The organism is Prosthecobacter debontii (assembly GCF_900167535.1).
Classification (GTDB): domain Bacteria; phylum Verrucomicrobiota; class Verrucomicrobiia; order Verrucomicrobiales; family Verrucomicrobiaceae; genus Prosthecobacter; species Prosthecobacter debontii.
Genome location: NZ_FUYE01000001.1, coordinates 347,775 through 360,499, shown reverse-complemented (window position 1 = coordinate 360,499; position 12,725 = coordinate 347,775). Strand labels below are relative to the sequence as shown.

7 protein-coding genes are annotated in these 12,725 nt (G+C 58.9%); 3 read left to right on the top strand and 4 right to left on the bottom strand.

The genetic code is table 11. The features are described from left to right. Positions 1-143: 143 nt before the first annotated feature. On the top strand, positions 144-1,184 hold the full coding sequence (locus B5D61_RS01515; RefSeq protein WP_078811526.1) for a DUF3500 domain-containing protein: 1,041 nt from the start codon (positions 144-146) through the stop codon (positions 1,182-1,184). A gap of 299 nt (positions 1,185-1,483) precedes the next feature. On the opposite strand, the gene panB is transcribed toward B5D61_RS01515, so the two are convergent. Then, on the bottom strand, positions 1,484-2,239 hold the full coding sequence (gene panB / locus B5D61_RS01510) for a 3-methyl-2-oxobutanoate hydroxymethyltransferase (protein WP_139372992.1): 756 nt from the start codon (positions 2,237-2,239) through the stop codon (positions 1,484-1,486). Positions 2,240-2,634: 395 nt separating this feature from the next. On the opposite strand from panB, the gene B5D61_RS01505 reads away from it, so the two are divergent. Further along, on the top strand, positions 2,635-3,705 hold the full coding sequence (locus B5D61_RS01505) for a dipeptidase (RefSeq protein ID WP_078811524.1): 1,071 nt from the start codon (positions 2,635-2,637) through the stop codon (positions 3,703-3,705). Between the two features lie 113 nt (positions 3,706-3,818). Beyond that, positions 3,819-5,333: a proline--tRNA ligase gene (gene proS / locus B5D61_RS01500; protein WP_078811523.1), complete on the top strand. Its 1,515-nt coding sequence runs from the start codon at positions 3,819-3,821 to the stop codon at positions 5,331-5,333. Positions 5,334-5,505: 172 nt separating this feature from the next. Here proS and B5D61_RS01495 read toward each other — a convergent pair whose 3' ends face one another. The 3 genes from B5D61_RS01495 to B5D61_RS01485 are packed head-to-tail and all read right to left on the bottom strand — an operon-like array spanning position 5,506 to position 12,666. Next, positions 5,506-6,093: a hypothetical protein gene (locus tag B5D61_RS01495; protein WP_078811522.1), complete on the bottom strand. Its 588-nt coding sequence runs from the start codon at positions 6,091-6,093 to the stop codon at positions 5,506-5,508. An 18-nt stretch (positions 6,094-6,111) separates the two neighbouring features. Further along, a complete protein-coding gene (locus B5D61_RS01490) occupies positions 6,112-7,818 on the bottom strand; it encodes a DUF1501 domain-containing protein (protein WP_078811521.1) in 1,707 nt (568 codons plus the stop codon). Between the two features lie 36 nt (positions 7,819-7,854). Further along, on the bottom strand, positions 7,855-12,666 hold the full coding sequence (locus B5D61_RS01485; protein ID WP_078811520.1) for a DUF1800 family protein: 4,812 nt from the start codon (positions 12,664-12,666) through the stop codon (positions 7,855-7,857). Positions 12,667-12,725 lie beyond the last annotated feature (59 nt).

The following is a 12,725-nucleotide window of genomic DNA, read 5'->3' as shown; positions in this document are numbered from 1 at the left end:
CTAGAGGATTTTGACGCTGAGTGTCAATCATCGCGGGCTTATCTGTGGATTCTTTTTGCAAAAAGCCGCTCTGAGAGGCGGGTTCTGTGACAAAGACGCCTTTTCTGGCGCGTTCGTCTCTGCCATTGCCAACCTCCCTTCCTATGTTCCGCCCCTTGTTTGCTTCGCTCTCATGCGCCCTTCTCTTTTCCGTCGCCCCCGTCCATGCTCATGATGCGGGCCTCCAGATGGCTGGGGTCGCAGATACCTTTCTGCACTCCCTCACCCCCGAGCAAAAAGCCAAGGCTACCTTCAAGTTTGACGATGAAGAGCGCCTGAACTGGCACTTCATCCCGCGCGAGCGCAAGGGCCTGCCGATGAAGGAAATGACTCCCCAACAACGCCTGCTGGCCCATGCCCTCATGAATACCGGGCTCGGTTTCCGAGGTGCCGCTAAGGCCGTCACCATCATGTCTCTGGAAGAAGTGCTCTATCAAATGGAAAGCGCCGCCGATGAATCCAAGCGCGCTGCGATCCGTGAAAAACGCGATCCTGAGAAATACTTCGTCAGCATCTTCGGCACGCCCGATCCAAAAGGCACCTGGGGCTGGCGTATCGAGGGGCACCACATGTCCCTGAACTTCACCATTAAAGATGGTGAGTTGCTTCGGGCCACTCCCGCCTTCATGGGCACTAACCCCGGTGAACTGCGTCAGGGCCCGCTGGTCGGTCTGCGTGTGCTGGGTAAGGAAGAAGACCTCGGCCGGGAGCTGGTGAAGTCCTTGGACGAAGCCCAATTCAAGACCGCTTTCTTCAATGTGGAAGCTCCCAAAGAAATGCTGACTGAGGCCGCTAAGAAAGTGGATCCCCTCAAGCCCGATGGCCTGGCTGATACCGAGCTCAACGCCGAGCAAAAAGCCAAGCTTCACGAGATCATCGACGAATACCTCACCCGCCTGCGCCCTGAAGTGGCCGCTGAAACCTGGGCTGAGATTGAGAAAAACGGTCCCGTTTACTTCGCCTGGGCCGGTGGTAAAGAGCGTGGCGAGCCCCACTACTATCGGGTGCAGGGCAAGACCTTCCTCATCGAATACGACAACGTGCAAAACGGTGCCAACCACCCTCACAGTGTCCTGCGTAGCTTCGACGGTGACTTTGGCCGCGACATCCTGGCTGAGCACTACAAGCAAGAGCACGCGAAGTAGTCAGTAAACAGTCTTCGGTATTCAGTTTTCAGAGACTGAATACCGAAGGCTGGTCGTAGTACGGATGTGTTTGGCGCAAACCCAGTCTGCTGTCAGATAGCGCTCTGCGCCAAACTATCCGGCTCAGGGAAAGGGTTGCGATGGCCAAAAGAGCTTCGGGCGTCCGAACGACTCCTCGCGTCCATTGAAAGCCGGATGGTCAGCGAAAGGACGTTTCATGCGAACGAGCTACCCTCGCGCTGAACACATCCAGCTACCACCACGTGTTCGGCCTCTGACCACTGCATACTGACCACTGATCACTGAATAGCCTCCATCCACTCCTTCACCGCCCGCTGGATCTCTCCGGCCACATTGGCACGAGGAATGGCAAAAGGCGGGCAAAACCAAGGGAAGGCCCCGATAAGATCCGGCGTCACCAGTACCTGGGCATCCGTCTCCTTCCCTGCCCCGATGCCGATGGTCGTCGCCTTGATCTGGCGCGTGATCTCCGCCGCCACGTCTGCCACCACACTTTCGAGAACGATGGCACAGGCCCCCGCCGCATCCAGAGCGAGAGCATCTGCCAGCAATTGCTCCGCTTGCGCAGGCGTCTTGCCCTTTTTCTTATAGCCGCCCTCTTCCTTCACACTCTGCGGCAGCATGCCGATGTGGCCAACAAACGGAATCCCCGCCTCCACAATGGCTCGCACCTGCGGGATAAAGGCCGCCCCGCCTTCCAGCTTCACCGCATCCGCGCCCGCCTCGATCAAAAGACGTGCATTGGCCAAAGCCTGCGCGGGGGTCTCATAGGCATGGAAAGGCAGATCACCGATCACTGGCACCCGCTTCACCCCACGCCGCACGGCGCGGATGTGATGGCACATGATCTCCATCGTCACTCCCGTAGTATCCGGCATGCCCAGTACCACCATGCCCAGAGAATCTCCCACCAGCAAGAGATCCACCCCCGCCTCATCCAGCAGACGGGCCATGGGGTAATCGTAAGCCGTGAGCACGCTCACACGTTCACCAGCTTGCTTCTTCAGCGTCAGATCAGAAAGAGAATTTAACATGGTCGGTTGGGGGGAGGAAACCATCGCCCGTCCAAGTCACAGGTCAAACCAAGTTCCACCCTGCCTGCACCTGCCGTGGCTCCATTTTCAATTCAAATCTCAGATTCCAGATCTCAAATCTAAACTGCCAAACCAAAAATTAGTTAGGCACTTCCACTCCCTCGGCCTCTCCGCCAATCCTGCCCATCTTGTTAATCCTGTCTAAACTCCCTCACTTTCCCCAAGGGCCCCATCGGAAATTCAACCCACCATCCCGAGGAAGCAAAATCATGCAAACTCGTCAGTTCTCGCGCTATCCTGCCCCGTGATTTCGCGGACAGTGGAGCGGATCGTTTGCCCGGCTGTTTTTCGCTCGCATAAACCCGAGTTTCACCGCGTTTTTTCTCCCGTCTCCCATGCTCACCTTCGACGCCCATCTCGACCTCAGTCTCAATGCTCTGGAATACAATCGCGATCTGCGCCTGCCGGTGCATGAGATCCGCCGTCGCGAAGAAGGCATGACGGATATGAAAGGCCGCGCGCTAGGCACCACGGCTTTTCCAGAAATGCGAAAGACAGAGATGGGCCTGTGTGTGGCCACCCAGCTGGCCGGTTGCATGGTGGGTCCGCGCCCCATGGCCAACTGGATGTCCTCCGAGCAAGCCTATGCGCAGACCCAGGGCCAGCTCGCCTGGTATCGCGCCATGGAGGAGGAGGGACACATGCGCCAGATCACGGATCGGGCAGGCCTGGAGGCCATGATCAGCCTGTGGACGGATGGCACCCCGAATGACGATAAACCCATCGGCTACATCCTCAGCCTGGAAGGGGCCGACAGCATCCGCAGCGTGGAGCACCTGGAGCGGCATTGGGAGCAGGGCCTGCGTGCCATGGGCCCCGCACACTATGGTGTGTGCAAATACGCCCTGGGTCATGATCAAGTCGGCGGCCTGCCCAAAGGCGGCAAGGAACTCATCCAGGAGATGGACCGCCTGGGCATGATCCTGGATGTGACCCACCTCTCCGACGGTTGTTTCTGGGAGGCTCTGGAGATCTTCCAAGGCACGATCTGGGCCAGCCACAGCAACTGCCGCTCCCTGGTGCCCGACGTGCGCCAGTTCAGCGATGAACAGATCAAAGCCCTGATCGAACGCGGAGCCGTGCTCGGGGCCGCCCTGGATGCCTGGATGATGATACCCGGCTGGGTGCGTGGGCAAACCACCCCGCAGGAGACCGGCCTGAAGCTGGAAGTTATCTGCGATCACATCGACCACATCTGCCAGCTCGCAGGTAATGCCCAGCACAGCGGCATCGGCACCGATCTCGACGGCGGCTACGGCATCGAACAAACCCCGGAGGACCTCGACACCATCGCCGATCTCGCCCGCATCCCCGCCATGCTGGAGAAACGCGGCTACAGCCAGACCGATATCGAAGGCATCATGAGCGGAAACTTCCTGCGCCTGCTGCGGCAGGCCTGGGCGTGAGGTAAATTCCTCTCCCTTCCACAGGGAGGCCGAAACTTCCCGGATTAAGCTTCGCCAGTCTTGGCGATGAATTTGACCGCCCGCTGATTGCCTTTACTGTGCAGGCCCCAATCATGAGCCAAGCCCCTGCTATCTCCCCCACCCGCGAAAAAGATTTCCCTGAGTGGTATCAGCAAGTCGTCCGTGCCGCCGACATGGCGGAAAACTCCGAAGTGCGCGGATGCATGGTGATCAAGCCGTGGGGCTATGGCCTGTGGGAAAACATTCAGCGCCAGCTCGATGTCAAATTCAAGGAGACCGGGCACGTCAATGCCTACTTCCCCCTGCTCATCCCCCTGAGCTATCTGGAAAAAGAAGCCGAACACGCCGAAGGCTTTGCCACCGAGTGTGCCGTGGTCACCCACCACCGCCTGGAGGCGCAAAAGCAGCCCGATGGCACCACCAAGATGATCCCCACAGGCAAGCTGGAGGAGCCTTTCGTCATCCGCCCCACCTCGGAAACTATCATCGGCGCCGCTTTTGCCCGCTGGGTGCAGAGCTATCGCGACCTGCCCCTGCTGATCAATCAGTGGGCCAACGTGATGCGCTGGGAGATGCGCCCTCGCTTGTTCCTGCGCACCGCCGAATTCCTCTGGCAGGAAGGCCACACCGCCCATGAGACCTTTGAAGAGGCCATGGATGAGACCAAGCTCATGCACAAGGTGTATGCCGACTTCATGCGCAATCACCTAGCCCTGCCGGTGATCCCTGGGGAGAAGACTGAGAACGAGCGTTTCCCCGGTGCCGTGAATACCTTCACGGTCGAAGCCATGGTGCAGGATCGTAAAGCCATCCAGGCCGGCACCAGCCACTACCTGGGCCAAAACTTCGCCAAAGCCGCGAACATCCAGTTCCTGGGTCGTGACAACACGCGTCAGTTTGCCCACACCACCAGCTGGGGTGTGAGCACCCGCATGATCGGCACCCTCATCATGGCCCATGGGGATGACGATGGCGTCATCATCCCACCGCGTGTGGCCCCGAGCCAGATCGTCATCCTGCCAGTGACGCCCAAGCCTGACACCCGCCAGGAGGTCATCGACTCCTGCGAAGCCCTCGCCAAGACGCTACGCGCCCAGACCTTCCACGGCGAGCCGCTGCGCGTGCATGTGGATAAGCGCGATCTGCAAGGCGGTGCTAAGAACTGGGAATGGATCAAGAAAGGGGTGCCTCTGCGCATCGAGATCGGTCCGCGTGACATCACCAGCCGCAGTGTCGCCGTCTGTCGCCGAGACCAAGGCCCGAAAGCCAAGGAGTTCATGGGCAAGGAGGACTTCCTCCAGAACGTGACCGAACTGCTCCAGGAGATTCAGGATGCGCTGCTGGCCCGCGCCACAGCCATGCGTGACTCCAACATGAAGAAGCTGGACACGCTGGAGGAATTCAAAGCCTTCTTTGCCGAAGGAGCCCCCGGCGGCTTCGCCCTCATGCACTGGGCGGGCAGCAACGACGAGGAAGACCAGATCGCCAAAGACATGAAGGTGACCATCCGCTGCGTGCCGCTGAGCGACGAGTTCGCGGAAGAAGGCAAATGCTTCCTGACTGGCAAACCCAGCCAGCGCCGCGTCGTCTTCGCCCGCAGCTATTGATCTCAAGGTGAGCTAAGCGGCTCTCCCCTTACGCCATGCCTGGATGCCACTCCTGGGCATGGCTTTTTTGGGTCGGCCCCACGTGGGCAAAGAGTCCGGCTGAAGCCGGGGCTCCGAACGATGCGCTGATAAAATGGACGTGTGGACTGACTTCAGAGCCTGATGTCGGGGATCACGGCTGAGCGGGAGTCGCGCCGAACCCGGCGGGGCTTCCATTCAGGATGATGTCGTCGGGAGAAAACAGATTCCGGTCTGGACCTGCGGAGCGGATTTCCACCTGACTGCCGGTATTGGCATGAAACCAGTAGGGCGTGCCCCAGCGGTCGAGCAACCGCCCGTCTTGAATCCGCGGAGACTGTCGGGGTAACCAAATCCCTTGCACGGACTGCCCCACCAGAGCCTGGGTCACATCCGCGTTATCTCCAAAGGAACTGTCCTTCATGGCCTTTTGGTGCAGGGACATCAACTCCTGGAGGATCTCCAGCTCCCGCTCGGGGGGAGTCTCCGGCAGCAGCATCTCCTCATGCATCTGCACAAAGGCGGGGTCGATCGGCTGATCCGACAGAGGCGGCGGGGCGGGCACGGCGAGAGGGGCCGTGGGCTGGGGCGGCAGGCTGCTCGTAGGGCTCTTGTTTTTCTGCACCGCCTGCTGGATGGCCGGATCATTCAGCACCTTCAGCATCCAAAAGGAAAGAACGCCTAGAATGATGAGCAGCAGAGCGATGAGATACGGGCCGGGCCTTTGGGGCAACGAAAACATAACCGCAATATGACCGAATCAAGCCACCGCGTCCATAAACTCAAGCTTCGCCGCCGGAGTGAAGGGATCGGTAAAGCGCGAGAGATTGGGGAAGATCGCACTCAATTGATCTGGGCCGACGCCGAACCACTTGGCCAAGACCGCCGCATATTGATCCACCGAGGTGGAGGGAATCCAGCGCCCGCGGTTCCCCTGCACATCAATGCCACCATTGACGGTCAAATCTGGATAAGTGCCAAAGATGCGCTTACCACGCACCGCACCGCCCATCACCATCATGTGCCCACCCCAACCGTGATCTGAGCCACCGGTGGCGTCCGTTTTATTCGGCGTAAAGGTGCGGGTGAAATCCGAGGCGGTAAAGGCCGTCACGTTGTCCCACATCCCAGCTCCCTGAATGCTATCCCGGAAGCCCTTCATGGCGCAGGAGAGCTGGAGCATCAGGCTGTAGTAGCTCTGATCCGTGCGCGCCACATTGTTCAGCACCGGGATCTGGGAGGTATGCGTATCCCAACCGCCAAGCTGCACGAAGAAGATCTGGCGTTTGTTATTGAGGGCGGAGTTTCCCACGATCAACCGGGCTACCATGCGCATCTGTTGTGCAAAGTTATTGGTTAGGCCATCGATGCCTGTGCCTGCAAAGGCATTGACGAAATGGGAGTCCAGGGTGGTCGCCGAGCCATTGGCGGTGATGCTGAGCGCGCCTCCCACCAGCCCTTCCGTCACACGTGCGCTCTTGGCCACATTGGCGTAACCTTGATCGAACAAGCTGGCGTGGGACATGCCCAGCATCTGCTCCAGAGCCGCCAAGCGCCAGCCGGCATTGCTGTTCTTGTAGTTCGAGTTGGCGGTGCCGGGATTGGCAAAGGCATTGTAACCCGTGTAAGGCTGCTGCCCCAAGGTGAGGAGGCCGTTGGTGTAGTTGGTGCCGAATCCAGAAAACGATGTCACCCCCGATGAGCCCATGACATAAGGCTGCTGCTGCACGCCCACCTGAAAGCTATTGAAGCCATTCACAGACACCATCATGGACAGCGCATTGGGGTCTGTATTGTGGATGCCATCCAGCAGATCCGCCAAGCGCCCACCCCAGCCGCTTTTGAAGGGCTTGTCCGGGATGGAGGACTGCCACTGCGTCTGCTGATCTGAGTGGGAGAACAACTGCGGCGGCTTCTGCGAGATGGGTAACGCGCTAAAGTTAGCCCGGGTCACATTCGGCTGCGTGAGCACGCCGACATTGGAAATGAAGCAGAGCTCTTCAGCATCAAACAAGGTCTTGAGATGATACGCCCCCGGATGCACGGCCATGCGATTGCCACTGCCATCTTGGCCGATGTAACCCGCTGCATGCTCATAGGTGCCGACGGCATTCAACGGACTGATCTGGGTGCCTGCGGCCGTGATGTCCTCCAGAGGGATGGCGACGCCCCCTTTACTGGCATCGATGTATTGAGGGATGCCGCGCCCGCTTTCATAGTGGGTCCGTGCGGTGCCTGCGATGGGTAACAGGAGGTTATTCGTATCACAGCCGCCATTGAGGAAAATGCACACCAAGGCCTTATAATCATTCCCTGCGGACTGAGCCGCCGAGGTGCCCACCAACTGAAGATGGGCCAGGGTATTCACAGCGCTGGTGATGCCGAGCCCCGCACAGGTGCTCTGCACCATGAAGTCACGACGGTTGGGCTGGCTGCGATCCAGAGTCCTACGGGAAAAAAGATTCATGACGGGAAAGGATGAAAATGAAACGCGCGAAGAGCCTTATTTCAGAGTGAATGACTGCGGACTGATGCTGACGAGATAGGCGGCAATGCGGCAGCGGTCGCGAACCTCCGCAGCGTAGGAACTCTCCGAACTGCCTCGGCTGGTACTGTAACCATACAGGACCCCCGCCACGATGGATTTGCGCGGATTGATCAGCCCCGTGTCTGCGAGGTCGGTAGTCGTCAGAGTCGCTGGCCATTGGGACTTTAACTGCCCCCCGCACCACATCAGATCCATCTTATTGATCACAGCCTGAGTGGCGGCCAGATGAGCATTCAGGTTATTGGCATTGCTGCCCGTCACCCCTCCACTGCTGGTGAAGGTGCTGTTGTAAAGAGTGATGATGTCGGTGTAATCGAAGACCACTCGGTCTTTCTGGTTGTTGCTCGTACTGGCAGGAGAATCGGAGGCATAGTAGCCCATCTGCTTGGCATAAGACGACATGGGCCGCACATGCTTGATGGGAGACACCACCACCGTCACATTGGAGAGCGGCTGGCTGGAGAGACGCACCGTGTAGCTGTCTTGGGTGCCCGTGCTAAAGGTGGCGCTTTCCGCCACCTGAGTCGTGCCACCGGTCTGAGTGATGACGATGCTGCCTGCGGCGGTGCTGTCATTGTCGAGGACCGTGATGGCAGCGGTCGCGGTGGAGCTGTAACCACCGCCGGAAGAACTCAGAGACAGGTTGAAGGTTGTATCGCCATTGGCCAAGGCATCATCCACTGCCTGGATCGTCACCACCTGAGGCACCCACCAGTTGCTCGTCGTGAAGGTTAAGCTGGCGGGACTTCTCGTGATGCGGGCATTTGTGCCTAAACTGACCGTCACGTTGGCTGTAGGCGCGCGATTCAGAGCCACCACGATGCGATCCGTTCCACCGCCCTCTTTCACCACCGTCGTGGCATCGGTATGGCGCACCGTGATGCCATTGCTGCCCGCCTGATCGTTGTCCCCGACAAAGGCGGTCAAGCTCGGCGCAGCCACTCCCGCATAAGCGGCATCCGTGCTCGCCACGGAGTGACCGACGAAGCCCATGTGGATCACCTCGCTGGAGAAAGCATCGTTCACGGCTGTGACCGTCACCGTTTGCGGGGTATTCCAATTGCTGGTGCTGAAGGTGAGGGAGGCTGGGGATAACGCCAACTGTGCGTTGGCATTGGCCGTCACCGTCACATTCGCTGTGGGGGCGCTGCTCAGCTTCACGGTGTAGGTGTCCGAGTAAGTCGCCGGGGTAGTGTGTTCAGACACCACCGTCAGATCATCACTCTGCTCCACGATAACCGCACCTGTGGTGCCTTCATTGTCCGTGATGCTGATGGATTGAGCAGGCAGGGCGGCATTGTTGTAGCTGGCATCCGCACTCGTCGCCATATGTTGGATCGAGGTGACGTGGGTGCCTTCACGGATGTTATCATCCACGGCGGCCACATAGATCGTCTGTGGCGTGTTGTAGTTCGTCGAGGTGAACGTCAGCGTCTGCGTGGTAGCGAAGCTGTTCGCATTGCTTTGATTCAAACCCACCTTCACCTGCACGGCAGCATTGGTGGAAACCTGGGTCACATCCTCCACGCCGGAGTCTGACCCCGGCTGCACGGCCATACCGACCAAATTCATCCAGGTGTAGGTCCAGAGACGGTTGATGCGGTTCACTAGGTTGGTCTCGGAAGCGATCTGCAACTCGGGAGCAAAAACCCCAGCCGCAGCCATGGGCCCAGGCACCATGTAATCGGGGAGATACCAGTTAAAAACGCTAGGGGCCCGCAAGGGCGATTGCCCCAAGGCGGTGGTGCTATCGGAAAAGCGGAAGCGTGTGGCGTTCGGCAGATACTTATCGAACTCGGTCGAAGACAGGGGGGTGTTTTTAGGGCTGTCCGTCGCACTGAAGGGGAGCTGCATGTCTCTCAAGGCCTGCACAGGCAATCCCGTGTAAGCTTTCAAACCACGCATGACTGCCATGAAGTGAACCAGCGGCTCCTTGATGCGACCATGGGAAATGGAGGTATCCGCAAGCTGCAGGCTACGTGCTTCGTAGTCTAACAATATGGATTTCAAAACACTACCGAGGTTTCCATTCGTATTCCGATACACCTGACTGACCCGGTAGAGATAACCGGCGCTGGGGTTCGACGTCGTGAAGCGCTGAATCAACCAGCGGGAAATGTTCACGGGTGTGTTCTGGTGTCCATTGTAAGTCTGGGATGTCGGATCACCGGCCAGCAGGTTATGCGCAATGGCAATGTCTTGATCCGCGCGCTGATTGGATTGCGCCAGGCTCAGGGCATTCACCTCACTGTCCGTCAGACCTGGGATGGCCGTCCCACCGTTATAATTGTGCAGGAGCGTTTTGGCGGCGAAATCATGCATGGGTCGGTTGACACTGGTCACCGTCCCGGTGCGTCCGAGCGCCTTCATGGGGTAGATCCAGGGAGCCTGCCACCACGAGTCTCCCCCACCCTCATTGAAGCCGGTGAAGTCCACCCCTTGAATCTCAATCGTGGTGCCGACCCGTGGGCTAGAGGCGGCGAAGTGGAGGCCATTGAAACGCTGGACGGAGGCGGTAGCATGCCTTGCGCCATGGCAGAGGCCGGTCATGACGCGGGCCAGTTCCGTGATGTCGCTATTGTCGTAGGTGGCAATGGGCAAACCATTTGGACCGAGCACGAGGCTGCCATCCGGATGACGCAGCACCAGACCGATGCTGAAGAGCTGCATGATCTCACGGGCGTAGTTTTCATCCGGGAAAATGGAGACCCCGCCGGAGACATACTCGGCCCGGTTGCGCAGGTGACTCAGGTAGATGCCCATCATCGGGCTATAGGTCACCTTTTCCAAAATGCTGCGGTAGGGGCCAAAGGCATTGTCAGCCAGCATGTCCCAGTAAGCGGCGGCGCCATAATGCTTACTCTGCACGGTGCCATCGATCTCAGAGATGACAACGATTTGGCTGAGTGCATGCGCCATCCTCTGCCGCACCTGGGCCTTGGCCTGCATGGCCAGGGTCCACTGCTCACGCCGACGGTTGTTGTGGAAAGGGTGGTTATTGTTAAACGTCCCGTTAGACGTCGCACTGATGGTGGGCGTTCCGTAAAAGCTATCGAAGGTCACCCCGTAGGATTCACCGGCAAACTGAGGGTCATTTCCGGACCACAACGGCTTATTGCCCCGGAGAACAAACTCCTCGTTATCCGCCGCATAGGTCAACTCCAAGAGGCTGGGATTGGGCAAGGCGATTTGTTTATCCAACCAAGCGGAATAACCATCCAAGTAGGTGCCGCCATTCCCCAGCGCCGTATTCACCTCCGCCAGCACCTCCTGATACAGGCTCTCGGTGCCACCGAAGGTGCACTGATCCAAAAAGCGCCAGATGTCCCGCTCCAGCTCCGCCGGAGTCGGTGCCAGCCAGTTCGAGCTGCCCAGGGTGGGAGCGCCATGGAGATTCGGATTGTAGGTAAAATCGGTCGAACCGGTGGCTCGGTTGAAGTAACCGCGGATCTCCCCGGTGGGATTGTCTGCCGTGGTGATGCTGATGTAGAGCTGGCCGGCATACAGGGCATTCAGCATGGCTTGGTCGGTGAGCTTGATGCTGGCTGCGCGGATGGCCCATTCACGCCCGCTCACCTGCCCCAGCCCCACGTTGATGATGTCGTCGTTCTCGATGCGCAGATACGCGGTGTTTTGGGCCGAGGTGAGATTGCTGAACATGAGGCTGATCTCAGCTCCATCGTTGTCTCCATTCACCAGAGCCGTGGCAATGCCGGTGGCGTTCGTGTTCACGCCCGCTTCTTTCCCCAGATAGGCGACGAACAAGGTGCGATTGGCCTCATTCACAGGGTCAGCATCCTTGATCATGGCGGTGGCCGCCAGCGGCACATTAGCGAAGCCCTCCCCAGGCCGCTGAAGATGCATGGTCAGCAGCTCAGGAACCTCCGCAGCGCTATCGGCCGTGGCATTGACGATGATGTCCATCGTACTCACTCCAGCCGGGATCGTTACTTGGCCGCTGCCTGTGCCCACCACCGCTCCGCCTGGCTGAGTCACGCTCAAGGTGAAATCATTGCCGCTGGCCGACCCCTTGGCCGGATCTGGATTATCCGAAAGACTGAAGTCCACCGTCAGCGCCGTGGCACTGACCTCGGCAGGTCGGCTGAGGCGAATGCGTGCCGTCTGGCCTTCCTTTTCAATGGCTTCACTGTCCGACTCCACCGCTGCGAAGGACAGTGCGAACAGGCTTTTCAGCACCTCACCATCGGATTTGGAGCCACCGGAGGCATTGGTCAGGGTATTCGACTCAGCCGGGTCGGTACCGGTCATGGCTTCAGCCCAATCTTCCACGCCGTCCCCATCACTGTCTTTGTCATAGGTCTCGACTCTGAAAAACCGGCGTGAGGAACCGCCTGATTGTGGGGTGATGAATTCGAGAATTTCCCCAGTGCCTGTGAGTTCTTCCCCCTCACTCGTCCAGCCCGGCCCACCCGGCGAGGCGCTGCTGAGCAGTCGGTAAAACTTACCGGGCTTCGAGGCCATCCGAATCACCACCTCATTCTCAAGGACCGTGGCTTCATCCACTTTCACACAGTCCAGCGGGTCCCAGGGATTGGTTCCGGCAATGCTTTCGAGGTAATTGGTGCAGCCGTCATTGTCTTCATCCCCATTGGGGGCCAGCCCCCAGGCGGTATATATCTGCTGCCAGACATCACTGAAGCCATCTTCATCGTAATCCGTATCAGCCAGCAAGGCCGATGAAGAGGCAAGCAGTGCAAGACTGACGGCAAAAGCTTTCACCTGAGTCCATGGGTGAGAACGTTGCATGAGCGGGAGCGGGTGGTTGGAGCGGTCCGCAGCTTCGGGATGAAAGGTGCCTAACCGAC

What these genes read in the sequence shown, in the direction of transcription:
- B5D61_RS01485 (WP_078811520.1), bottom strand. Translation starts at nt 12,666, where the DNA reads ATGCAACGTTCTCACCCATGGACTCAGGTGAAAGCTTTTGCCGTCAGT.
- B5D61_RS01515 (WP_078811526.1), top strand. Translation starts at nt 144, where the DNA reads ATGTTCCGCCCCTTGTTTGCTTCGCTCTCATGCGCCCTTCTCTTTTCC.
- proS (WP_078811523.1), top strand. Translation starts at nt 3,819, where the DNA reads ATGAGCCAAGCCCCTGCTATCTCCCCCACCCGCGAAAAAGATTTCCCT.
- panB (WP_139372992.1), bottom strand. Translation starts at nt 2,239, where the DNA reads ATGTTAAATTCTCTTTCTGATCTGACGCTGAAGAAGCAAGCTGGTGAA.
- B5D61_RS01505 (WP_078811524.1), top strand. Translation starts at nt 2,635, where the DNA reads ATGCTCACCTTCGACGCCCATCTCGACCTCAGTCTCAATGCTCTGGAA.
- B5D61_RS01490 (WP_078811521.1), bottom strand. Translation starts at nt 7,818, where the DNA reads ATGAATCTTTTTTCCCGTAGGACTCTGGATCGCAGCCAGCCCAACCGT.
- B5D61_RS01495 (WP_078811522.1), bottom strand. Translation starts at nt 6,093, where the DNA reads ATGTTTTCGTTGCCCCAAAGGCCCGGCCCGTATCTCATCGCTCTGCTG.